The 25,058-nt window shown below is 37.0% G+C and carries 24 protein-coding genes; 13 read left to right on the top strand and 11 right to left on the bottom strand.

What is annotated here, in order from left to right; translation table 11 throughout:
* Positions 1-584: 584 nt before the first annotated feature.
* From AC5YDH_RS10215 to polA, 8 genes are all read left to right on the top strand, one after another.
* Positions 585-1,463, top strand: coding sequence for an MlaA family lipoprotein (locus AC5YDH_RS10215; protein ID WP_496119172.1), 879 nt, complete (start codon positions 585-587; stop codon positions 1,461-1,463).
* Positions 1,464-1,564: 101 nt separating this feature from the next.
* Positions 1,565-2,533, top strand: coding sequence for an RsbU family protein phosphatase GigA (gigA, locus tag AC5YDH_RS10210; protein ID WP_496119171.1), 969 nt, complete (start codon positions 1,565-1,567; stop codon positions 2,531-2,533).
* Positions 2,534-2,645: 112 nt separating this feature from the next.
* On the top strand, positions 2,646-3,164 hold the full coding sequence (gene gigB, locus AC5YDH_RS10205; RefSeq protein ID WP_496119169.1) for an anti-anti-sigma factor GigB: 519 nt from the start codon (positions 2,646-2,648) through the stop codon (positions 3,162-3,164).
* Positions 3,165-3,186: 22 nt separating this feature from the next.
* A complete protein-coding gene (locus AC5YDH_RS10200) occupies positions 3,187-4,011 on the top strand; it encodes a carbon-nitrogen hydrolase family protein (RefSeq protein WP_496119167.1) in 825 nt (274 codons plus the stop codon).
* 88 nt (positions 4,012-4,099) lie between these two features.
* A complete protein-coding gene (locus AC5YDH_RS10195) occupies positions 4,100-4,492 on the top strand; it encodes a DUF4951 domain-containing protein (protein WP_496119165.1) in 393 nt (130 codons plus the stop codon).
* Positions 4,493-4,726: 234 nt separating this feature from the next.
* Positions 4,727-5,548, top strand: coding sequence for a DUF432 domain-containing protein (locus AC5YDH_RS10190; protein ID WP_496119163.1), 822 nt, complete (start codon positions 4,727-4,729; stop codon positions 5,546-5,548).
* A gap of 9 nt (positions 5,549-5,557) precedes the next feature.
* Positions 5,558-6,478 (top strand): mechanosensitive ion channel family protein, encoded by a 921-nt coding sequence (locus AC5YDH_RS10185; protein WP_496119161.1) that lies wholly within the window; start codon positions 5,558-5,560, stop codon positions 6,476-6,478.
* A gap of 179 nt (positions 6,479-6,657) precedes the next feature.
* A complete protein-coding gene (gene polA / locus AC5YDH_RS10180; RefSeq protein ID WP_496119159.1) occupies positions 6,658-9,423 on the top strand; it encodes a DNA polymerase I in 2,766 nt (921 codons plus the stop codon).
* A gap of 129 nt (positions 9,424-9,552) precedes the next feature.
* Here the strand turns inward: polA and AC5YDH_RS10175 are convergent, their stop codons facing one another.
* The 5 genes from AC5YDH_RS10175 to ppx are packed head-to-tail and all read right to left on the bottom strand — an operon-like array spanning position 9,553 to position 14,668.
* On the bottom strand, positions 9,553-10,122 hold the full coding sequence (locus AC5YDH_RS10175; protein WP_496119157.1) for a YggT family protein: 570 nt from the start codon (positions 10,120-10,122) through the stop codon (positions 9,553-9,555).
* Positions 10,123-10,149: 27 nt separating this feature from the next.
* Complete coding sequence (gene proC / locus AC5YDH_RS10170) at positions 10,150-10,980, bottom strand: pyrroline-5-carboxylate reductase (RefSeq protein ID WP_496119156.1); 831 nt, start codon at positions 10,978-10,980, stop codon at positions 10,150-10,152.
* A 10-nt stretch (positions 10,981-10,990) separates the two neighbouring features.
* On the bottom strand, positions 10,991-12,355 hold the full coding sequence (gene tilS, locus AC5YDH_RS10165) for a tRNA lysidine(34) synthetase TilS (RefSeq protein ID WP_496119155.1): 1,365 nt from the start codon (positions 12,353-12,355) through the stop codon (positions 10,991-10,993).
* Entirely contained in the window at positions 12,292-13,116 is an 825-nt protein-coding gene (locus AC5YDH_RS10160) for an acetyl-CoA carboxylase carboxyltransferase subunit alpha (RefSeq protein WP_496119154.1), read from the bottom strand. Before AC5YDH_RS10160 ends, tilS begins: the two co-directional genes overlap by 64 nt.
* A gap of 31 nt (positions 13,117-13,147) precedes the next feature.
* On the bottom strand, positions 13,148-14,668 hold the full coding sequence (gene ppx, locus AC5YDH_RS10155; protein ID WP_496119153.1) for an exopolyphosphatase: 1,521 nt from the start codon (positions 14,666-14,668) through the stop codon (positions 13,148-13,150).
* Between the two features lie 267 nt (positions 14,669-14,935).
* Between ppx and trxA the strand changes: the two genes are divergently transcribed.
* The 3 genes from trxA to AC5YDH_RS10140 all read left to right on the top strand — a co-directional run bounded on the left by trxA (position 14,936) and on the right by AC5YDH_RS10140 (position 17,504).
* A complete protein-coding gene (gene trxA / locus AC5YDH_RS10150) occupies positions 14,936-15,262 on the top strand; it encodes a thioredoxin (RefSeq protein WP_496119152.1) in 327 nt (108 codons plus the stop codon).
* A 326-nt stretch (positions 15,263-15,588) separates the two neighbouring features.
* Positions 15,589-16,857 carry a transcription termination factor Rho gene (rho, locus tag AC5YDH_RS10145; protein WP_496119151.1) on the top strand — a complete coding sequence of 423 codons (1,269 nt, stop codon included), beginning with the start codon at positions 15,589-15,591 and terminating at the stop codon, positions 16,855-16,857.
* Between the two features lie 413 nt (positions 16,858-17,270).
* Entirely contained in the window at positions 17,271-17,504 is a 234-nt protein-coding gene (locus AC5YDH_RS10140) for a hypothetical protein (protein WP_496119149.1), read from the top strand.
* Between the two features lie 160 nt (positions 17,505-17,664).
* Here AC5YDH_RS10140 and AC5YDH_RS10135 read toward each other — a convergent pair whose 3' ends face one another.
* The 3 genes from AC5YDH_RS10135 to pheS all read right to left on the bottom strand — a co-directional run bounded on the left by AC5YDH_RS10135 (position 17,665) and on the right by pheS (position 21,465).
* Complete coding sequence (locus AC5YDH_RS10135) at positions 17,665-17,961, bottom strand: integration host factor subunit alpha (RefSeq protein ID WP_004649746.1); 297 nt, start codon at positions 17,959-17,961, stop codon at positions 17,665-17,667.
* Positions 17,958-20,339 carry a phenylalanine--tRNA ligase subunit beta gene (gene pheT / locus AC5YDH_RS10130; RefSeq protein WP_496119148.1) on the bottom strand — a complete coding sequence of 794 codons (2,382 nt, stop codon included), beginning with the start codon at positions 20,337-20,339 and terminating at the stop codon, positions 17,958-17,960. Before pheT ends, AC5YDH_RS10135 begins: the two co-directional genes overlap by 4 nt.
* Before the next feature lie 145 nt (positions 20,340-20,484).
* The gene (pheS, locus tag AC5YDH_RS10125) at positions 20,485-21,465 is read right to left on the bottom strand and encodes a phenylalanine--tRNA ligase subunit alpha (protein WP_496119146.1); all 981 of its coding nucleotides are present in this window, start codon (positions 21,463-21,465) and stop codon (positions 20,485-20,487) included.
* 157 nt (positions 21,466-21,622) lie between these two features.
* Between pheS and AC5YDH_RS10120 the strand changes: the two genes are divergently transcribed.
* Positions 21,623-22,663, top strand: a complete 1,041-nt coding sequence (locus AC5YDH_RS10120) for a hypothetical protein (protein ID WP_496119144.1) — start codon at positions 21,623-21,625, stop codon at positions 22,661-22,663.
* Positions 22,664-22,863: 200 nt separating this feature from the next.
* Here AC5YDH_RS10120 and rplT read toward each other — a convergent pair whose 3' ends face one another.
* The gene (gene rplT, locus AC5YDH_RS10115) at positions 22,864-23,223 is read right to left on the bottom strand and encodes a 50S ribosomal protein L20 (protein ID WP_496119140.1); all 360 of its coding nucleotides are present in this window, start codon (positions 23,221-23,223) and stop codon (positions 22,864-22,866) included.
* Between the two features lie 11 nt (positions 23,224-23,234).
* On the bottom strand, positions 23,235-23,429 hold the full coding sequence (gene rpmI, locus AC5YDH_RS10110; protein ID WP_001096359.1) for a 50S ribosomal protein L35: 195 nt from the start codon (positions 23,427-23,429) through the stop codon (positions 23,235-23,237).
* Between the two features lie 418 nt (positions 23,430-23,847).
* Here rpmI and AC5YDH_RS10105 point away from each other — a divergent pair, with 418 nt between their 5' ends.
* Entirely contained in the window at positions 23,848-24,579 is a 732-nt protein-coding gene (locus AC5YDH_RS10105) for an energy transducer TonB (RefSeq protein WP_496119120.1), read from the top strand.
* A gap of 46 nt (positions 24,580-24,625) precedes the next feature.
* Here AC5YDH_RS10105 and AC5YDH_RS10100 read toward each other — a convergent pair whose 3' ends face one another.
* A complete protein-coding gene (locus AC5YDH_RS10100; RefSeq protein WP_496119118.1) occupies positions 24,626-25,054 on the bottom strand; it encodes a YqaA family protein in 429 nt (142 codons plus the stop codon).
* Between the last annotated feature and the right edge of the window lie 4 nt (positions 25,055-25,058).

The raw sequence follows: 25,058 nt of genomic DNA, 5'->3' as shown, positions 1-25,058 counted from the left end.
GCGTTCAATCTGAGCCATGATCAAACTCTTCAGTTTAAAATCAGTAGTACCTTTAAAGGGTACCAATCTTGGCTCATCAATTTTCTGACAAATATTTCTCAAATAAACTTCGAGTAATTTCTACCATTAAATCAATGAAAATAATTTCGATTGATCAACTAGTAAAAATCCACACAAGTTGTTCTTCATAATCTCTTAATGATCTTCTTGTTACTTCGTCAGTAGCAAGCTAGGTCGGCTATATTACTCTCTATCTCTAGAAAGTCAACTGGTAATTTAAATTATTTTAAACTTTCTTTCTAAAACCCAATCTTAACACTTAGTGCTAAGTTGCTGTTTTATCAGAAGTTTTAATCTTCATCACCGCCGATGGATGTGCATTCTACAGCATTCCCATTCCAATACAACCCCCTTTTTCACTTTTTTTATTTTTCTTCTATCAAGCGATGGTTATTTAATCAAAAATTACTTTTTTTTATCATATTTGCCTAATTAGAAAGCATTGCGAGCATCAAAAATACTGTTATCATTGATTTACTATTTTTCTTCATTTGCTTTTTGTATAAAAAGTACTGGGATTACTTATGCAAGATAAAAAAATTATTTGGTTGGCACTATGCTCAATTGGCTTATTCTCCAGCCTCAGCCATGCAGCGGATAGCAATACAAATGCAACCAATGAAGACCTTTCTATAAAGACAGATGAAACATTTTCAAATTCTAGTTCTATTAAAGATCTAAAAAACATTAAAGTTAAAAATTTTAAAGTGAATGCAAACGCAGCACAGCCAGATGATATTAAAGATCCTTTACAACCATTAAACCGAAAAATATTTGCATTTAACGATGCATTAGATAGAACAATTGTTCGACCTGTCGCAGTTCAGTATCAAACTAAAATTCCAGTTGATGTTCGTGAGTCTCATCACCAGTTTCGCACAAACCTAGGGGAGCCATGGAACGCGGTAAACCAAACTATTCAAGGACGCCCTTTACGTGCACTTAAAACATTAGGTCGTTTTACATTTAACACCCTAACTACATTAGGTCTTGCTGATCCTGCTCGTAGAGTTGGTTTAGATAGTGAAAAAGAAACCTTTGGTACAACGCTTGGTTATTATGGTGTGCCATCTGGTCCTTATTTAGTCTTACCTGTTTTTGGACCAAGTACTGTGCGTGATGGTTTTGGTTTAGCTGTTGATACTTTTGGCCGCCCACAAAACTATTTAAATCACAACAGCATATATTGGACTGATCAAGCTCTTCGCGGTATCAGTGCTCGAGCACAACTACTTGACCTTGAAGGTATTTTACAAGGTGATAAATACGCAGCAATACGTGATATCTATTTACAGCGTCAAAACTTTATTATTGCTGAGAAGAAAGGTTTAGATGCAGATGGTATCAACTTTATTGATGACGTTTCTGATGATGATCAAGATGATTCATTAAACAGTCAATAACGGATTTAACAATGATGGAGAGTATTAACTTTTTCTAGTATTTCTCCATCTTATTGTTATAGTACTTTTATATTCTTTTACTGGCTCATACACACTTTAATATGTATTTCATTCAACCCACACGTGACATCCCTCAATTAGATTATGTACTTGAGACGCTTCCTAGTGTGCAAATGATTCGTATAGAAGATATCTCTTTGTATGATCCAACTATTATTGCAATTGCTGATATTCAAGATTATTTAACCCATCAATGGTCTTTACCTACAATTGTTCTAGCATTTGATTCTGAAGGAATTGCTTTAGCACAAGCTTGGGAAATGGGTGCTTTAGCAGGTTGGCTATGGAATAATTTACCTAGCAATCCTCAAAATGCACTTTCAAAAATTGATGCGCAATATAAACGAAATCAAGATAGTCGCGACCTACCTTCCGCTGCAGAATTACAAAAACGCTTACTTCCCAACCCTATCGAACTCACAAATTATAAAGTTGAAACCTTATTTCAACCTTCAGCTTATTTATCTGGTGATTGGTTCGATTATTGGAAAATTAGTGATAAAGAATTAATGTTCTATTTAGCTGATGTTTCAGGACATGGTGTCACAAGTAGCCTACTCACTTCATGGATGGCAGCTTTTCATGGTCGCTCAAAATCGCCTAGAGAGTTAATCAAAAAATTAAACGGTATGCTTGTTCAAGAGAACATTGAAAAGCATATTACGATGATCAGCGGTATTTTAAATCTAGAAACACATCAACTTCGTTGGTCTAGTGCAGGTCACTATCCTCCCGCCATTATTTTTGAACCCAATCAAACACCAATTGTTTTAAATACAAGTAGCTTTCCATTGGGACTTACTGAAGACCTTGAAGTTGAAGAATTTGAATGCACGCTAAATAAACAAGCACGCTTTATTATTTGTTCTGATGGCGCACTTGAACCTTTCGATGGTGGTTTAAGCGAACAATTTGAACAATTAGTCTTCCATTTAAAAAATCAGTCATTTCAAGCACCTGAACATGTGGCAGATGATATTGCCATCCTCAGTTTAAAGCGAATAAATTAACTTTATTTTCAATAACTTAAAAACATAGCATAGCAGATAAGACCGTTTAATACTTGAGTCTATAGATTGGCTATGGGATAATTTTCTATCCTTCTCTGCAAATGGCATTTATATGTCAACAGGTCATGTTGAATACGCAAGCTTGGATGGAACGCATATATTTAAGCTTATTGGCGAAGTGCGTGCCCAATCTTGCATCAGTTTAGACAAACTTCTTAGTAAAATTGAACAGCAACAAAATGTAGTCGGCGCTATCGTAGATATGACGCAAACAACATTTATTGATAGTACAGTTTTAGGAATTTTAGCGAAATTAGGCTTAAAGCTTAAACAAGCTCATAATATTCAAGCTGTAATGCTCTCTACAAATCCAGATATTACAACCTTAGCCAACAGTATGGGCTTGGGTCAGGTTTTTGTGATTTTAAATTACTGTGGTGATCCTTCTGTATGCACTCTTGCATTAATGGAAGAACATATTACGCATAGCGCAATGCTCACTACAGTTTTAGATGCTCACAAAACATTAATGAAGTTAAATCAAAGTAACGAAAATATGTTCGAACCTTTGGTTAAACAGCTTCAAAAAGAACAAGACAATCTAGAGCAAACGTCTAACCAAAACGTTTAATCTAATTTTTGGTATCTCCCCCATGACTTTACTTTCTGTTGCACAAATGAACTCCCAAAATGACATTGAAGCAAACTTCACTGTTATTGAATCATTAATTCAACAAAGTAAAGCAGATGGTGCTGAACTCATTGTATTTCCTGAAAACTTCATTTGTTTTGCTGCAGGTAAACAACGTGATACGGCTGAACAATTCTTAAGTATTCAAGCACGTCTTGAGAACTTAGCGCATCAATATCAAATTTGGATTATTGCAGGCACTCTCCCATGCCCATTTCGTCCAAATGGTAGCGTTATTTCAGATGGTCGTGTAAGAACGTCGAGCTTATGTATAAGCCCTGAAAGAACTGAAGCTCGCTATGACAAAATTCATTTATTTGATGTACAAGTAAGTGATGCCGTTGGTGGATATCAAGAATCTAAAAACTTTGAACCAGGAACAGAAGTTGTTGTTGCAAAAACACCGTTTGGCAACATCGGCTTAATGGTTTGCTATGACTTACGCTTTCCTGAGCTAGCGCTCATGCTTCGGAACCAAGGTGCAAATATTTTAACTGCACCAGCTGCTTTTACCTACACAACAGGTGAAATGCACTGGCAACTGTTATTACAAGCACGTGCAATGGATAGTCAATGTCAAGTTTTAGGTGCAGCTCAACAGGGTTGGCACGGCGAGAAACGTCAAACTTGGGGGCATACAGCTGCAACCAATTCTCGCGGGAAAATTCTAGCGAGTGTTGAAAATGAAGGAGCTCAGCTTATTACCGTTCCCTTCGACTTAGCTGAACAACAAGTGATTCGTGACTCTATGCCACTCATGAATCATCGCGTTTTAATTAATTACTAATATATCGTCTTTCAGAACAATATCATTTTAAATACAAGCAAGCTTATATTATAATAATGATTCTTATTTACATCCATCTCCTATTATTATGCTAAAAAACGCCATCGTTAGTACATTCCTTATTTGTATGTCATCAACAGTATTTGCAGAACTCACTATTTCAAAAAATGTTCGCCCACAAATACAGTCTTTAGTGAATCCAAATATTCCACGTTTAGAAATACCACCTACACCAAATAACATGAGTCTTCCTTCATTCGGACAAGGGGTTATTGGTTGGGGCACAGGACCTGATGGTGCTGAAAAGAGATTAAACAACATCACCAAAGAAGACGTTCAAAAACTTAAAAGCCAAGATGTTTCATTAGAAATGATACAAACATGGCAGAAATTTTATGAAAATGAAACTCGTCGTAACGCAGGCAACCCGACAGCACCATTTCGTGCACAATTAATGAGTAAAATTATCGAACTTTGGTAAAGTAAAGCTAGTGCGTTCAAAATCAGTAGCACGTGCTACTGATTTTTTATTTGCGTGCTTTAAATAAGCACTCTTTTCAAATTGTGTTATAAATTTATATTTACTAATTTGTAACTATTTAAACATCTTATGCTTGTTTCCATAATAATATTGAAATAATTAAATTTACATATACGTTAAGATATATAGTAACAATACGTCTGTTTAGTACCTAGGAAGAAGAAGGATATTGAATTGTCAGAAAATAATACTTTTTTAAAATCTAATCCTCATGACATTCAGTGGTGGGGAGAAAAAGAATTCGAACTCAATATTCCTCAAGCATGGCAATTTGGCTCTCTACTTTTTCGTATTACTCGTGGCATGCAGGAGTGGCGCTTGGAATACCATCGCCCTCAAGTTCAATATGACTATGAGCAAGTGTGGCATAAAATTGAAGATCCAAATTTTGGATTTCCTCAACCGCTTGAAATTGAACGCTACATGTTTAGGAAAACTGAAAGTAAATTACAATTACTACCACGCCTTGCAAATCGATCAGTCGTAATTAAACCTATTGACCCGATTTACATTCCTGCTGGTCAACGTGGAACCTTATATATTAGTACACCTTTATGGCTATCAGGCTTTATTGAAGGTCACAAAGAGCCAATATTCGACTTACCTATTATTTTACCTAAAGATACTTGGTTTGGCCCTAACCCTCGTACTGGGGAAATTTGTTATGCCACAGCCGTCGATGGTAGAACAGAGTTAAAACAACTTACACGTCGTGCATTTCGTGCCGTTACACCTATTGAATTTCATAATACAAGTAATCAGCAACTTCGTTTTGATCGAATGAGCGTCCCTGTTCCTGCTTTACCTTTATTTTATAGTGAAACAACAGATCGCTTATGGACTTCTCAAATTAAAGTCATTCATGAAGGTTTAGATAGACCTCCTCGAATTCGCTTAGAAAATAGAACACCACCACTTGCTGGCGAAGTTACCTATCTTCATCCACCACGTGAGCCTGCTGGTATGTTATTTAATATGTTTGAATCATTTTTCTAAGGGGGTAACATGGCAGATAATCAAATTACAAAAGATGTTACCCAAACGATCACAGGTATATTTACCAATATTAATACAGATCGTTTAACTGAAATTTTAGTCGCAATTATTTTATGTTTTATTGGCTTTTTAATTGCACGTTTTATTTCAAACACCTTTATTCGTACTATCGGATCTCGTTTTAACGCACATCAACGTCTTATTTGGCGTCGAGGGATTTTCTACTTCATTTTCTTGTTATTCTTTATGACAAGTCTAAAAGAAGCAGGATTTAAACTTAGTGTATTCTTGGGTGCAGCAGGTATTTTAACGGTTGCACTGGGTTTTGCGTCACAAACATCTGCATCTAACTTAATTAGTGGTATTTTCTTGATTGGCGAAGGCTCCTTTGAAATTGGAGATACCATTCAAATTACACTTATCCGTGGACATACCATTGAAGGTGAAGTAATTTCGATTGATTTGCTATCAGTAAAACTTCTTACACAAGATAATATTTATGTCCGTTTGCCAAACGAGCAACTTATTCGAGCCCCTGTACAAAACTTATCTAAGTTTCCCATACGGCGAATCCCGATTACGCTTGCTATTAATTTCCACGAAGACATCATTAAAGTACGTGAAGTTTTATTGGATGTTGCAAATAAATATCACTTGGTACTTACCGATCCAAAGCCTGCGGTTACCGTAACGGCTTTCCGTGAATCATCAATTGAGTTACTTTTTGCCGTTTGGTGCCAGCAAGAAAACTTCTTAAAAGTTCGAGATGAAATGCAAGAACGTATTCGAAATGGTTTCCTTTCAAATCAAATCGAAATACCTGTTCCTAAAATGGGCTTTGTTGACCACCCTCTTCGCCCATTAACACAAGAAGATATCGATCAATATGCAAATGAGAAAGAAGTTAAACGAGAACCTGACTTAAAATAATTCTTTCAAAAATAAAATCCCTCCAATGTGAGGGATTTTTTATCTATTTATATTAATTCCACAAACTCACATATTTTATCTTGTATAGATCTTCGATAATCTAGCGTTAAAATCATGTTTCTGCGATAACTTCAAAAATCACGTACAATAACACCGTTATTTGGATAAGGACTTTATCAATGCCACCATTTGTCTTGGTCGATGGCTCATACTTTTTATTTCGTGCATTTCACGCTGTGCCCCCATTAACCACGTCAACAGGATTGCAAACAAATGCCGTCCGTGGTGCAATTGCTGCTATTCAAAAGTTAATGCGTCGAATTCAGCCTACACATATGGCTGTTATTTTCGATACTCCCGAACCAACTTTCAGACATGAACTTTCACCTATTTATAAGGGTGATCGTCCGAGTATGCCTGATGAGCTTTCACAACAAATTCCATATCTACATGCGCTTATTCGTGCTTTAGGTATTCCGCTACATACCCTTCCTGGTGCTGAAGCTGATGATGTCATTGGTACTTTAGCAAAACGTGCCGAAGCTTTAGGTCATCAAGTTCTTATCTCTACAGGAGATAAAGACATGGCGCAGCTTGTGACTGATAAAGTGACCCTAGAAGACAGTTTTAAAGAACGTCCACTTGATGTAAATGGTGTATTTGAAAAATTTGGCGTTTGGCCAAATCAAATTATCGACTACTTGACTCTTATGGGTGATGCTTCTGACGGCATTATGGGTGTTCCTGGTGTTGGTGCGAAAACTGCTGCCAAACTACTTACGGAATACGGTTCTATCGGCGGTATTTTAGAAAATGTCGATAAAGTTAAAGGCAAAGTTGGTCAAAACATTAAAGACAGCGTAGAAGGCATTGCCTTAGACCATCAACTTGCAAGTATTGTGATCGATCTAGATTTAAACTTTGGTTATGATGACTTAAAACTACAAGATCCAAATGTCGATGCACTTCGTAACTTATATACTGAGCTAGAATTCCGTACTCAATTACAGTCATTGGATCATCCAAACAACCCAAATAATGCAACCTACAAGCAAGCAACTAAAGCGATTGTAAAAGATACAACTGTAGCAGCATCAACAGAAAATGAAGATCATGCATCCGTAACAAGTGTAGATGATCAACTCGGTGAAGCAACTTATCATACCGTTTTAACTCAAGTAGATTGGGACAAATTATTCCAACGCTTAAACACAGAAAAGCGTTTTGCTTTTGATACAGAAACAACAAGTTTAGATTATCGTGTTGCACAAATTGTTGGTTTTTCTGTTGCCTTCGATGCTAATGATGCATATTACGTTCCGCTCGCACACGATTATGAAGGTGCTCCTGAACAATTAAATCGTGAAACAGTTTTAGCTCAAATTAAACCAATCTTAGAAAACCCTGAAATTCAAAAAATTGGACATCATTTAAAATATGATGCACACGTTTTAGAAAATCACGGCATTGCGTTACAAGGTTGGTATTTCGATACCATGCTTGCATCTTATGTATTAAATTCTGTTGCAACACGCCACGGTATGGATGATGTTTCACGTTTATATTTGAGTCACTTAACCACAACTTATGAGCAAGTTGCAGGTAAAGGCGTTAAACAAAAAACCTTTAATCAAATTGAAATTGAAACAGCAGCACATTATGCCGCTGAAGATGCACATGTGACTTATCGTCTTTATGAAGTTTTAGATGAAAAATTACGTAAGCATCCAGAGCTTTTAAACCTTCTTCATAATATTGAAATGCCTGTTGCTCGTGTTTTAACAATGATGGAAGAAAACGGTATTGAGCTAGATTTAAACTTCTTAGATGAGTTAGGCGTAGATTTTGCTAATACCATTCAAAATTTAGAAAATCAAATTATTGAAATTGCAGGCGAAAGCTTCAATGTCAGCTCACCAAAGCAAGTTGGTGAGGTTTTGTTTGATAAGTTAGGTCTGAAAGGCGGAAAGAAAACGTCTACAGGTCAATACAGTACAAGTGAAAGTGTTTTAGAAAAAATTGATCACCCGATTACAGATTTAATTTTGGAATATCGTGGTTTATCGAAGCTCAAAAGCACTTATACAGATGGCTTATTAAAACAAGCCAATGATGAATCACATCGTGTACATACAAGCTATCATCAAGCTTTAACGGCAACAGGTCGTTTATCATCTACTGACCCAAATTTACAAAATATTCCTGTTCGTGAAAAAATTGGACGTCAAATTCGTAAAGCATTTATTGCACCTCAAGGTCGTATTTTACTTGCTGCCGATTACTCACAAATTGAATTGCGCTTAATGGCTCATTTTTCACAAGATGCAGCCTTAGTCGATGCATTTAATAATGGTCAAGATGTTCACCGTCGCACAGCTTCAGAGGTTTTAGGCATTGCTCTTGAAGATGTGACCAATGATCAACGTCGCCAAGCCAAAGCTGTAAACTTCGGTCTACTTTACGGCATGTCTGAATTTGGTCTTATTCGTCAACTTGGTTTTACTCGCCAAGAGTCGCAAGATTATATTAAGCAATACTTCCATCGCTACCCTGGCATTTACGAGTATATGCAACGCACTCGCCAAGTTGCTTTAGAACAAGGCTTTGTTGAAACAATCTTAGGTCGTCGTTTATATACACCAGATATCGATGCCCGAAATATGATGGTACGTAAAGCCGCTGAACGTGCAGCGATTAATGCGCCACTTCAAGGTTCAGCAGCAGATATCATTAAAATGGCAATGATTGAGGTTGAAAAAATGCTTCCAAAAGATCAAGCCAAAATGCTTTTACAAGTACACGATGAATTGGTATTTGAAGTTGATGAAAACATTGCAGATGAGCTTGCACCAAAACTTGCTGAAGTCATGCAATCTGTTTTACAAATTTCAGTACCACTTATTGTAGAAGTAGGTAAAGGTAAAAACTGGGACGAGGCGCATTAAGGTAAAGCTTCTTTCTCCTTGTAGGAGGAAGGTTGGGAATACCTCTCCCTACCCCTCCCCTAAAAAGAGAGGGAATTTCGCTTTAACATAAAAAAGGACGCATTAGCGTCCTTTTTTATTACTGAAATTTTATAGCCCAATCAATAATGCTTTTGCGACTTCATTCATAATAATTTCTGCAACAAACAATGCTAAGAAAGCAACAATTGGAGAAAGATCAATCATTCCCATATTCGGTAAAATACGACGAAATGGCGCAAGCAAAGGCTCAGCTAACTCTTGAATGACTTCAATATAAGGTGAGCGCGATTGTGTAAACATCACAACCCAACTCAAAATAATAGTGGCAAAAATTAAGTAACGACAAAAGCGAATTAAATCTTGAATCATCGTCACAAAAGTTAAAATAACCAAGTGAATAGGACTATTTGGCATTGCACCTGCTAAGTACATCATGCCAAAAATTTTCAACAAATACAGGACAACAACTAAAGCTAATGCTGCTAAATTTACTCGTCCATTTGCAACAGTTGGAAAAATTCGGCTAAAAACATCCACGATTTTGGTTGCTTTTACCGTAGAAAGTACAACTGGGTTATAAGGGCTTACTGCTGCCAATTGCATTAAAAAGCGGAAGAATACGAGCAAAATCGCTACGTTAATGATGATGCCAAAAATTAGCGCAGAATTTGCACCCATATCGAAACTTTCCTAATTAATTCAAATTTATTTAACGCTATCACTCAAGTCTTGTGCAAGCACCTGACTACGCTTTTGCGCAGCAGCTAATGCAGCTTGAATGGTTTGTGAAACTTGACCATGATCAAAAACTTCAATCGCAGCTTGTGTTGTACCATTGGGTGACGTTACATTCTTACGCAATTCTGCTGGTGTATTTGAACTGGTAATTGCCATTTGTGCAGCACCCAAGGCTGTTTGCAAAGTCAATTCTGTTGCAACTTTTTCATCTAAACCTAGGTTTTTACCTGCACGAATCATACTCTCCATTAAATAGAAGAAATATGCAGGACCAGAACCAGAAACTGCGGTTACAGCATCAATCTGAGCTTCTGTATTTACCCAAATAGCCAACCCTGTTGCTGCTAAAACTTGACTTGCCAAATTACGGTCTTTTTCAGAGACAGCTTCTGTTGCATATAAACCATGCGCACCTGTTTGAACAAGTGCAGGTGTATTTGGCATAACACGGACAACTTGGTCAGTTCCAAGCAACTCTGAAATTGTTGAAATTTCAGCACCCGCAACAATTGAAATCACCAATTTATTCGTAAATAGCCCATTTAACGGCTTTAAAACTTGTGCCAAAACTTGTGGTTTTACTGCAAAAACAACTACATCTGCTGTTTGAATTGCTGCCACATTATCTTCAGTAACTTGCACATCCTTTTCTTGCAACAACTGACGTACTTGTTCTACTGGATCTGAAACTGTAATACGTGTTGCAGGTAAACCACGTGCAATCAAGCCACCTATTAAGGCTTGAGCCATGTTACCGCCACCAATAAAACTAATATTACAATCTAAAACTGCCGTCATTTTTTCACGCTCATCTATGAGTTTGATCTTTGTTCATTAACTTTGGTTGCCAACCACCTGTTTCACAATACACAGATTGTGCCAACCAAAAACCTTTCGGTGTAAACGCACCTAGCATAACATTATCTATGCTTAATATTTGTATTGTATGACGTTGCCATGGAAAAATTTGTGCTTCTTGTATGGCTTTTTTTAACGGCCAAGCCCCTATTCGACCATACAAATGAATTTTTTCACCACCTTCTCTAATCGTTAAACACAATGGTTTTTCAAGCAACTCAAAAGACAAGCCTATATCTTGAGTGGAAATTTGAAATTGCCCCGAAGGTAAATAAATACATTCATTTAACTTAAACTGCTGAGCTATGGGTGTTAAATCAATTGATTTTTCCGCCAGAAATACATCTTTTGAAATTCGATATAACACTTGCTGATAGCGAGCATAATAAAATCCACTCCAATGTACAGCAGCTTGTGAATCTAATTTTGAATCAATTACTTCATTTTGAATACGCTCAACCATATCAAATGATGGTCGATACTGATTCTGACCTTTCATCCAATAAGATAAAAGCTGACGTTTTCTTGCACAAGTAAGTTTATTGAATTCATTTAAATTTAATTTTATATCATCACCACAACACTCTAAATCTTGTAATAGCACCTCATGCAAAATTTCTTCAGCATCTTGCATTAAATAACTGGTTCGGACTAAAGCTTGCTGCATTTTTGGAAAGCGTGACTGCAAAATAGGCCACAACTCTTCACGACACCATGCTCGATCATAATGCGTATCGCTATTTGTCGGATCTTGAATATTTTGCACATTCAATTGATCCGCCCATTGGCAAATTTGATCATGTGACGTATTAAGTAATGGTCGCCAAATAGTTAAACTTTCACGGCAATCTATTTCACGCATAGCAGATAAACCATGAATACCTGCACCCGAAAGTAAGCGAAGCATTAAGGTTTCAGCTTGATCTTGTTGGTGATGTGCGAGGACTAAAATTTCATTAGACTGGATATGTTGTTCGTATGCTTGATATCGAGCTGATCTTGCTTGGCTTTCTAAATTGCCATCAGCAACATTTACAGCCTGCACAATACATGGAACATTCAGTTGTTGGCATTGCGCCAAAACAAACTCGCCCCATTGTTCGCTTGAAGACTGCAATTGATGATCAACATAAATTGCACGAACTTTTCCTGGGTATAACAGTGACATCAGATGCAGAAGCAACATGGAATCCATGCCACCACTACACCCTATTAAAAACGAAGAATTTTCTGGAAAATTCTGAAGTTGTTTTAAGCAGTTAGACCTAAATTGTCGCTGCCAAACTTCATTAAACGCTGGTAACGCGCTTCGCATCGTTCATTCGCATCCATTGGTTGCAATTCTTCAAGCGCTTGTTTTAACACAGTCTTCAAGTTTTGCATAACTTGTTCTGGATGTAAGTGAGCACCCTCACCTTCATCTACAACATATTCCACAATGCCCATTTTTTTCAATTTTTCGGCTGTAAGCGCCAATGCATCACTTGCTTGTTCAGCCTTTTCAGCTGTTTTCCACAAAATTGAAGCACAGCCTTCAGGTGAAATCACTGAATAAATACTGTGAGAAAGCATAATCACACGGTCTGCAACACCAATACCTAAAGCACCACCAGAACCACCTTCACCAAGTACAGTAGCAATTACAGGTACTTTTAAGTTAGACAATTGTGCAAGACTTGTTGCAATAGCTTCAGCTTGACCACGCTCTTCAGCACCAACACCTGGGTATGCGCCCATTGTGTCAATAAAAGTCAATACAGGAAGATTAAAACGCTCAGCCATATCTAAAAGACGCTGAGATTTACGATAACCTTCTGGGTTACTCATACCAAAATTGTGCTGTAATTTTTCACGTGTGCTACGACCGCGATGTTGACCAACAATCATCACTGGTTGACCATCAAAACGAGCTAAACCACCTACCATTGCACCATCATCACCAAACAAGCGATCACCATGCAAAGCATCAAATTCTGTAAAAATTTCACCAACGTAATCTAGGAACTGCGGACGTTCAGGATGACGTGCAATTTGAACTGTTGCCCATGCTTTAGATTGGGCTGTTTTATTTTTCATAGGTCGACCTTATCCTTAAATTAACCGTACGTTAATGAATGAATTGTTCCGCCTGAATATTCAATTCAATGTCACAATGCTTAAATTGCACTTGCTCATCATGCAAGTCTGCAACAAGTAAAGGCCATTGTTTTGCATCGCCAGAAACACTTAGTTGCCATTGTTGCTCATTATGTACCACCAATTCAATGGCAGGAAGCATCTCATCGCTACGACTGTGATTTAATAAAACAGATAATCGAAGCAATAGACATAAGTGCAGTAATTTGCTACCACCTACTTTCATAATGTCAAATTTAGCATCACTTCGTAACTTTCTACGGTGATGAGCAACTAAATGAGAAAGATGATTTTGGTCAATTTGTGAGAAACCAGCAATATCAGAATGTTGCAATAAGTATGCACCATGACGATGATAACCAGCGTGACTAATCGCTAAGCCAATTTCATGTAAATAAGCAGCACGACGCAGTAAATCACTATCATCACTAGTTAAATGTAGTTTTTCAGCAACACAATCAAACAAATTCTGCGCTGTTTTAACGACACGTTCTGCTTGTTTAGGATCTGAGTTGTAACGCCCCATAAGTGCTTGAACACTTCGATCACGAATATCTTCATGTTGGAAACGACCTAAAAGGTCATACATTACACCTTCACGTAATGCCCCATCAGAATATAAAAGTGAATCTATCTCTAAAACATCAAAAACGGCATATAAAATGGCAATGCCTGCTGGCAAAACTGCTCGACGATCTTCTTTAAGACCATCAAACTCCATATCTGAAATATGTTTATATTTAAATAACTTATCTTTTAGCTTATCTAGACCTTCACGAGTGAGACTTTCTTTTTCATCACTCCAGCCCATATTTACAATAATTTGACGACACGCCTTAATTGTTCCACTCGAACCAACAACGGTATCCCAACCTTCTTTTTTATATGTATTAGCAATACCTGATAATTCTTTTCGTGCTGCAACAAATGCTTTATCAAACGCTTTCGCTGTAATTTCTCCATCTTGGAAAAACTTTTTAGTGAAAGCGACACAGCCCATTTGCAATGATTCTGTATGAATTGGCTCAAACTCTTCACCAATAATCAATTCTGTTGAACCACCACCAATATCAACAACTAAACGACGCCCACTATTTTCCATTGTGTGAGATACACCTAAATAAATAAGACGAGCTTCTTCACGACCAGCAATAATTTCAATTGGTTTTGGTAAAATTTCAGCCGCTTTTTGAATAAATTCATGTCCATTTTTCGCTTGGCGTAAAGCATTTGTGGCTACAATACGCAAACGGTTTGGCTGAACTGATCCTAAACGCCCTACAAAACGAGCCAAGCAAGCTAAACCTCGTTGTTGAGCTGCTTCTGTTAAGTTCTTATTTTCATCTAAGCCTGCTGCCAATTGCACTTTTTCTGACATTGACGCAACTTTTTTTACTTCTCCGTGATCTACACGAGCAATAGCTAAATGAAAGCTATTTGATCCCATATCAATAGCAGCAAGTAACTCTTCATCAATTAAAAAATCAGACATTCTATAAATAAACCTATTCAGAACTGTGACTAGAGTAATTCACCTACATGCAATTTAAAAGCCATTTATAATGTGTTTTTTGGGCATCCATCACTTTTTCTTATTTATGACAATAGTGTTACACGATTATCATCATCGTGAGCATCAATTAGACAAAAAATACAGAAAGGTTGAAAATTTAACTATACCCCTACATTGTTAAAGATGGCTATGTAATACTAAGAACATTAATACCATCTTTAAAAAGATTATATCGGAGCAAAACCCATGTCTGGCAACATCGTAAACACAACAGATGCTAACTTCTCTGCAGACGTATTAGAATCTGACACACCTGTACTTGTTGACTTTTGGGCGGGCTGGTGCGCGCCATGTAAAGCAATTGCACCTGTACTAGAAGTATTAGCTACAGAATACGAAGGTAAAGTTAAAATTGTTAAAGTTGATGTAACTTCATGCGAACAAACAGCTGTGAACTACAACATCCGCAACATTCCTGCTTTGTTAATGTTCAAAAATGGTGAGGTTGTAGCACAACAAGTTGGCGCTGCTCCAAAATCTAAATTAACTGCTTTCATTGATGAAAATATCTAAGAATTTAGACAGAATCATCAAGATTAAAAAATACGCTATGAAATATAGCGTATTTTTTTCGGCTAGAAATTGACAAATCCCTTATTCTCTCTTATATTGCATATTCAAGAAATATTGGGTTTCTAGTCCCTTAGTTCTTACAAGACACAACACATAAGATGCCGCTCGGCAACAGAAATTGTTTTTCACACTTCTTTTTTAATAAAATTTCAGTTCTCTGAATTGTTATTGTGCGAATCAATTACTTTCGTTTTTTGCATGTCTGCGGCCTATTTGTGCTTTCTATCCAACCGTACCTTAGAATTTCACTTTCTATCTGACCACATATGAATTTAACAGAACTCAAGAAAAAACCGATTGGCGAACTCATCAAAATTGCAGAGTTTATGGGTCTCGAAGGAATGGCTCGTAACCGTAAGCAAGACATTATTTTTGCCATCTTAAAGCGTCATGCTATGAATGGTGAAGAGATCTTTGGTGATGGCGTTCTCGAAATTCTAGCAGATGGCTTTGGTTTCTTACGCACAGCAGCAGGTTCGTATTTAGCTGGTCCTGATGATATCTATATCAGCCCATCTCAAATTCGTCGTTTTAACCTTCGCACTGGCGATACCATTAACGGTACTATTCGTCCTCCTAAAGAAGGTGAACGTTATTTTGCTTTATTAAAAGTAAATCAAATTAACTACGACACACCAGAAAATGCGCGTAACAAAATCTTATTTGAAAACTTAACACCTTTATTCCCAACTGAACAATTGGTAATGGAACTAGGTAACGGTACAACTGAAGATTTAACAGCACGTGTTGTCGATTTAGTTGCCCCTATTGGTAAAGGTCAGCGTTCTATTATTGTTGCTCCGCCAAAAGCGGGTAAAACAATGTTGCTTCAAAACATTGCGCAATCAATCGTACGTAATAACCCAGAAGTTTTCTTAATCGTTCTTCTTATTGATGAGCGTCCTGAAGAAGTAACTGAAATGGAACGTACAGTTCGTGGTGAAGTGATTGCATCTACATTTGATGAATCACCTGCTCGTCACGTACAAGTTGCTGAAATGGTTATTGAGAAAGCAAAACGTCTTGTTGAGCATAAGAAAGACGTTGTTATCTTACTTGACTCTATTACGCGTTTAGCGCGTGCTTATAACACTGTAATCCCTTCTTCAGGCAAGGTATTAACAGGCGGTGTTGATGCACACGCATTAGAACGTCCAAAACGCTTCTTCGGTGCTGCACGTAATATTGAAGAAGGTGGTTCTCTTACAATCATCTCTACTGCCTTAATTGAAACAGGTAGTAAAATGGATGAAGTTATTTACGAAGAGTTCAAAGGTACTGGTAACCAAGAGATTACACTTGATCGTCGTATTGCAGAAAAACGTGTATTCCCTGCAATGAATATCAAAAAATCTGGTACTCGTCGTGAAGAGCGTTTAATGAGTGAAGATAATCTACGTAAAGTCTGGATTTTACGTAAGTTACTTCATACTCAAGATGAATTAGCCGCAATGGAATTCCTACTTGATCGCATGAAAGAAACGAAAACTAATGATGATTTCTTTGATCAAATGAAACGTAAAGCTTCAAACTAATATTCACTTATATTTCAATAAAAGGGCTATCTAAACGATAGCCCTTTTTATTTGGTTGACATCAATTACATAAATAAACATTTGCTCTTTTTTTATGTAACTTTATTTTTAAGTTTATGATTATTATAATTTATTTAACAAAAACCATAGTAAATTTAAGGGTTTATATTGCACTTATCCTATTTATATTTAATTTTTTATAGTTATTTCCTGTTAATAAACCTAAAAATTAGTCATTTTTTAAACATTTTTCTTTAATCTTTAGTAGCAATTCCCCATGCTCAGTGATAGGATAGCCGCAGACCAGTTAGACTGCTCATGCATTGTTACTGCCTAACAAATTTAGGATAATAAAAGCAAACTACAGGCTAACGTAGGTTATTTTTAATCTAATTCTTTTAGAGAGTGATGCCATGTTATTCAAAAAAATCGCTATTGCTGCTGCAGTTGCTACTACTTTAGCTTTCGTTGGTTGTGCTAAAAAAACTGAAGAAGCTCCTGCTGCTGCATCTGAAGCTGTTGCTTCTGAAGTTGTTGCTGCATCTGACGCTGCTGTTCAAGCTGAAGCTGCTGCTTCTGAAGCTACTGTTGCTGCATCTGAAGCTATCGATGCTGCTTCTGAAGTTGCTGCTTCTGAAGCTAAATAATCTAACGATTATTTACTCAAAAAAAGAGAACCTTTCGGTTCTCTTTTTTTATGCCTAAAATTTATAAAAAATCTATTCACTATGCTTTAAGTCACATATATAACAAAGCCCTTAATAACAATACCGATATTTCATTCAATTAAAGGCATAAAAAAGCAGATCAATCGATCTGCTCATTTCCAACGCGTTGACGGAATTTTTGTCCCGCACGGAAGGTTACAACACGGCGAGCGGAAATCGGAATTTCCTCACCTGTTTTAGGGTTTCGACCTGGACGTTGACGTTTGTCACGTAGTTCGAAATTCCCAAAACCTGAAAGTTTAACTTGTTCCCCAGAGATTAGCGCTTGGCTAATCTCATCGAAGAATAACTCGACCATTTGTTTTGCTTCACGTCGATTTAAACTCGTGAGCTCACTTAAATGATCAGCCATTTCTGCTTTTGTTAGTGCTGTCATGAGGCCCTCAATGTAGCTTGGTAAGTTTGTTCTAAAACTTGAAGTATGCTATCCATACCAGATTTAATTTCAGCATCTTCAAGTGTACGTGATGGATGTTGCCATAACAAAGCAAATGCGAGTGAACGCTTGCCTTCTTCAACACCTTGACCAGTATACACATCGAATAACCAAGTAGAGTCTAATAACTCTCCGCCTGTTTTTTCGATAAGTTGCTGAATTTCGCTAACATCAATCTTATCATTAATTAAAAGCGCAATATCACGTCTAACCGATGGAAATCGTGATAATTCTGTAAAATTAGATACATAAGTTTGCAAAACAGCCTGCTGATCAAGTTCAGCAACCCAAGTTGTGCTCAAATCTAGTGCATCTTCTAAAGATGGGTGTAAACGACCTAAATAACCAATCGATTTTCCATCTACTAAAATTTCAGCAGATTGGCCAGGATGTAACCACGATTTTTCTGAACGTACATATTCAACATTTAAGCGTGCCGCTGCTAAGACTTCCTCTACCTCACCTTTGAAGTCAAAGAAATCCATTGCTTGTACTTTACCATGCCAAGATTCAACACTCTTTGAACCTACAGCAATTAACGCTAAAGTTGGAATCTGCTTAAGATCATGAATACTTGCTGCATCTTGATAATCAAAGCGTAAACCTAATTCAAAGAAGCGAACACGACTTTGCTGGCGATTAATATTGTATTGCACACATGGAATCAAACTTGATAACAATGTAGAACGCATTACTGCTAAGTCGCTTGAAATTGGGTTTGCCAATGCCAATGGATTCACAGCAGGGTTTAATTGCTTTTCAAGTTTCAAATCTGCAAAACTAAAACTAATTGCTTCTTGATAACCTAGCGCAACAACTGTTTGACGCAATTGTGCAAGTTCAAATTGATCTTTGTATTTTGCAAGTTTTACATCAATAACAGGTAGACTGATTTGAATGTTGTCATAACCATGAATACGTGCAACTTCTTCAATCAAGTCTTGGTAAATAACCATATCGAAACGATGTGATGGTGGCACTACAGTCCACTCACCTTCAGCGTTAACAGTAACAGTGCAACCTAAACTAGTTAAAGCATCTGTAATAAAATCAGATTCAACTTTATAACCAAGTAATTGATCAACTTGAGCTTGCTTCAATTCAATCGCATCGCGTTTTGGCAATAATTCTGTTTTTTCTGCAACAGTAATAGGACCGAATTCACCACCAGCAAGTTCGCTAATTAATTGTGATGCACGATGCATTGCAATCATCGGCAATTCAAAATCTACACCACGTTCATAACGCTGAGATGCATCGGTATGAAGACCAAAACTACGCGCACGACCTGCAATATGAAGTTGATCAAAGAATGCAGATTCTAAGAAAATTTCAGTTGTTGCATCTGACACAGCAGATGACAAACCACCCATGATCCCTGCAATTGCAAGTGCTTTATTAGCATCTGCAATGACCATTACATTTTCAGAAAGCTCAACGTCTTGCTCATTAAGCAAAGTTAACTTTTCAGCTGCCGTTGCTTGACGAACATGTACCGCACCTTCAACTTTACCGCCATCAAAAGCATGTAAAGGTTGACCCAACTCCATTAATACATAGTTAGTAATATCAACAAGAATACTATGTTGACGGATCCCTGAACGAGCAAGTGCACGTTCCATCCATTCAGGAGTTGGAGCTTTGGTATTTACGTTTTTAATCACACGACCTAAATAACGTGGACAACCATCAGTTTCAACAACAACTTTCTTTTCGTCAGTAATTGTTGCAGCAACTTCTTTAATTTCAGGTGCCGTTACAGGAAGTTGGTTAATCACACCAATTTCACGTGCAATACCACGGATACTAAAACAATCACCGCGGTTAGGTGTGATACTAATATCAATCACATTATCATCAAGGTTTAAATATTCACGAACATTTACACCTACAGGTGCATCAGCAGGAAGTTCTAAAAGACCATCAATTTTGTCTTCTAAATCAATTTCAGATGCACCACAAAGCATACCTTGCGATTCAACACCACGAAGTTTGCCTTTTTTAATTTTGAAATCGCCTGGTAAAACAGCACCAACAGTTGCAACAGGAGCTTTCATACCTACACGTACGTTTGGCGCACCACATACAATTTGGAGTGGCTCACCTGAACCAATATTTACTGTTGTTACACGTAAACGATCAGCATCAGGGTGTTGTACTACTGTTAAAACTTCACCAACTACAACACCTGTAAATGGTTTTGCTGCTGGAGATAAATCATCCACCTCTAAACCAAGCATAGTCAGTTGGTCTGATAGTGTATCGCTATCAATTGCAGGGTTTACCCATGTGCGCAACCAATTTTCGCTAATTTTCATTTATAAAAACCTATATATCTAAATTCTTAATCCCTCCCTACTCCCTCTCAATTAAGAGGGAGAACTTCTCTACTTTTAATTTATTTCGAGAAGTTCCTCTCCTTTTATAAAAGAAAGGTTAGGAGAGAATTTACAAAAAATCTGTTTAAGCAAATTGGCGTAAGAAACGCACATCATTTTGGTAGAACATACGTAAATCGTTAATGCCATAACGAAGCATTGCAAAACGCTCTACACCAAGACCAAATGCAAAGCCTTTATATTTATCTGGATCAATACCTGCAGAACGTAAAACATTCGGATGCACCATACCGCAACCCAATACTTCCAGCCATTTACCGCGCTCATCCATAATATCTACTTCTGCACTTGGTTCAGTGAACGGGAAATATGATGGACGGAAGCGTACTTTAAGGTCTTTTTCAAAAAATTCGTTCAGCAAGTTCACCAACAAACCTTTTAACTCAGCAAAGCTTGTGTTCTCTGCTACGTATAAACCTTCAATTTGATGAAACATTGGCGAATGTGTTTGGTCTGAGTCGCAACGATATACACGACCTGGACACACAATACGAATTGGCGGTTGCTGAGTTTCCATCGTACGGATTTGCACACCCGATGTATGCGTACGTAAAAGATGGTTTACATCGAAATAGAAAGTATCATGCATTGCACGTGCAGGGTGATGACCCGGAATATTCAATGCTTCAAAGTTGTGATAATCATCCTCAACTTCAGGACCAGTCGCAACAGTAAAACCTGCTTTAGTAAAGAACTGACAAATACGTTCTTGTACTTGCGTAACAGGATGAATACTACCAACAGTTTGACCGCGACCCGGCAATGTAATATCTACAGTTTCGCTTGCAAGCTTTTGTTCTAGTACTGCTTTTTGCAATTCTGCTTGACGCTCCGTTAACGCACCCGTAATTGCTTCACGCACAGCATGAATTTGGGCACCAAAAACTTTACGTTCTTCAGGATCCATTTTACCAAGCGACTTCGATTGTTCAGCAAGCTGGCTTTTTTTCCCTGTAAATTGCACTCGTACTTGATCGAGTGTAGCAAGGTCCTCTGCTGCTGCAATCGCAGCAAGCGCTTCAGTGGTCAGGGCTTCCAGTGACATAGTAACTCTCAAAGCAACAATTTAAAAAATATAATAAAACCACATATTCTAACAGTTTTTAGTCGCTTTTATGAAGTTATGCTGTAAGTAAAATTTGATTAGCATATAGATTTATAAAAAGTATAAGATATTCATAATAACGACGAGATCATTCACGATGGCACTAGATCAAATTTGGAAACAACAATTAACCTTAGTTACTTATGGAAATGAGTTTTTAAATCAAGATTTAAACTTCAATCGTTGGATTAACCACGCTATATTCGATCAACATAGTTTTTTATTCCGTGACTTAATGTCACAACATTTACTTGCACAGCATTTTCATATTTGGCTTGAAGGTCTAAAAAAACAAGGTGTTCAGCGCTTAAGCCTACACAATTCAAACTTACTAAGTGATGAAAAAAATCCAAATACCAATATAGAACTTCTAGCCTTTCCTCATTTCATTGTGAGCCATGTGGCAAACAAAAAAACTGCATGGATTTTTGGTAAAGAATTACCTGAGTGGTATTTATCTGAAGATGAATACCAAGCCCCTCAAAAACAATCAAGCCATTTTCGTCAGGAAGTACTATGGCGCTATGAGCTCAACTCAAAACTTGCAAAGCAACTTGATGTAGATTTCAAACAACCCAATTGGGATGATATTCAAGCTTATATGGCAAATGAATTATTTAATCATCCATATACTCTTGGTTTTCAACGTCCACGCAATGCCAATATGCCTTATACAGGACTTATATTCCCAAATAGTGCTGTAGAGGAAATTCAACTTCCTACTGAAAATCACTTATCTTTACTACCAACCGACTATCAAGCTGATTACGCTCACAACACTCTTCACACCATTGAAGCACTTTCAACTTTTATTCAGCAAAAAATACAACATCCATACCAAGATGATGGCAGCGTTATTAGCCCCGATGAACAGCTAAACATACGTAATTTTTCACAGCATATTGACGATTTACATGCAAAATTCATTACGAAAGTTGCCAACCACTATAAAACAGCACAACTTACACCAGTTTTAATCAAAGAGAGTCCATTAGAAGAACCCACTCCATCTAATATTTTAAACCTCAAAAAAGAAAATAAACCCAACCCAAAAACAACCGCCGAAAAATCAGGTGTTTTCACACTTATTTGTATTACCGTTATTATTTGCTTAATTGGTTATTATTTTGGTTTGTAAATATTTTTCAGAATGTTCTTTTAACGCTTTAAGATGCATTTCGAGATTCAAATTAAATTGCAAAGTCACAACTTAATCTGCAATGAAAATTTTAATATTTCAATTGCAATGACAATATTCATCTAGAGCCCTATCTACAATAAATTCTAGGCAATAAAAAAGACCGCTAAAAGCGGTCTTTTTTAAATCATCTAAGATGATTAAGCAGCTAATGCGCTTTTCGCTTTTTCAGCGATAGCAGCAAATGCAACTGAATCATGCATAGCAATGTCAGCAAGTACGCGACGGTCGATGATAACTTGAGCTTTTTTCAAGCCAGAAATCATACGGCTGTACGACAAACCATTTTGACGAGCACCAGCATTGATACGCGCAATCCATAAAGCACGGAATTGACGTTTCTTTTGACGGCGGTCACGGTAAGCGTATTGACCTGCTTTGATTACCGCTTGGAACGCTACACGATAAACACGTGAACGCGCGCCATAGTAACCTTTAGCACGAGCAAGAATTTTTTTGTGACGACGATGCGCCTGAACACCACGTTTTACACGAGCCATTTATAATCTCCTTAGATGTATGGGCACATACGACGAACTGAAGCAACGTCACTTACGTGAACCATTACACAGCCGCGCAATTGACGGATACGTTTAGCAGATTTTTTGGTCAAAATGTGGCGTTTGAACGCTTGTTTACGCTTGAAACCGTTTGCAGTCGCTTTGAAACGTTTAGCTGCACCACGGCGAGTTTTTAACTTAGCCATAACAACCTCTTTAAACACCTGTTCGGAACGTTCTGCACCATTGCAACAACGACCTGCAGGTAAGGGAGCGCATATTCTAATGCATCCCTGCTCAAAACAAAAGCAATTCTTTTATTTCCGTCAAATAACAGCATATTTATTTTTATCAAGAATTAACTTAGTGCATATAAATCTATCTTTCATCTAAACAAATTAGCGCATAGTTATAGCAATAGTATTTAGTAGATGCTAACAGTAGTCGTTGCTATAAATCACCTAAAAGACAAAGATCTATTTTCTATTAATATAAATAAGGGCAATGAAACTTAAGAAATACGACTTAAATTCATTTAATACTTGCGAGTATTTTTAATTCAGGAAATACTTGCAAAGTTTAATTTATATTTTCGACATATAACTCGATTAAGACCCTCAAATTATGAAAAATGTCCTGTGCGCTACTTTATTGCTTGTATTACCTTTTTCTACAGCATATAGCAAAGAAAATGATGCAACTAAAAAACTAAATGTTCAAAAAAGTGCAGCATTACCAGCGCACTTAACCACTCGTATTCAATGGGAGAAATTTCCTCAACCACAATATAAAAATGAAGATTTAAAAGAAAAAAATCGTGCTGCTATTTTACGCGTTTATGCCGATGAAACAGGTTCGGTAACAAATGCAACAATTCAAGAAAGCACAGGTTTAAAAAATTTAGATGATATTTTAGTTCAAGCTGTTCGTTCATCTAAAGTAAAACCACATATTGAAGAAGACAATGCTGTTGCCACCATTGGGTTTCAAACATTCAATTTAAGATTTATTGAAGAAGATGAAGTTCAATGCTCATACGCATTCAACTCTAAAAACTGGCTTGCACAAAAATCGGGAGATAAAACATCTTTCCACTATCGCACTCAGCCACAAATTTCACTTAATACAGCAGACTTAAAAGGTCATAACCGTAGCGTAACCTTTAGCTTTAAAGTCAATAAACATGGTGATGTGAAAAAAGTAAAAATTAAAAAAGGTTCGGGTGTTTACGACTTAGACCAAAAAGTAATTCAAGCAATTTCTACAGCTCAAGTTGATGTACCACGTAAATTTTGGATTTATAAAAAATCACACTTAAAAGATGAAATTCAGTTTAAACAAGATGGTTGTGTTTAAAGTATTAAAAATGGGTGGCTAAAAAATTAGTCACCCATCACTACCATTAAAATAAACCTTTATAAATCCAATAAATACATAAATATCGACCAACTTTAGCAATTGTGACCACCACTAAAAATCGAACAAAATTTTCTTTTAAAAGCCCTGCTATTAAGGTAATTGGATCGCCAATAATAGGCACCCAACTCAGCAATAAAGACCAAAAACCATATTTTTGATAAATCTTTTGTGCATGAAGCATTTTAGCCTCAGAAACAGGAAACCACTTTTTATTTTTATATTGTTCTATCTTTAAACCTAAATACCAATTCACACACGAGCCTAAAACATTCCCTAAACTCGCAACAGTAATCAATAAAACAACAGACTTACTTCCTTCTGCAAACAATGCCAAAAGTACGGCTTCAGACTGCAAAGGTAATAATGTTGCAGCCCCAAAAGCAGATATAAAAAGTAAAAAATAAGCCCACATTTGG

The organism is Acinetobacter sp. FY683 (genome assembly GCF_059515885.1).
Note: the sequence above shows the minus strand (reverse complement) of the source record. Positions and strands in the feature narration are given on the sequence as shown.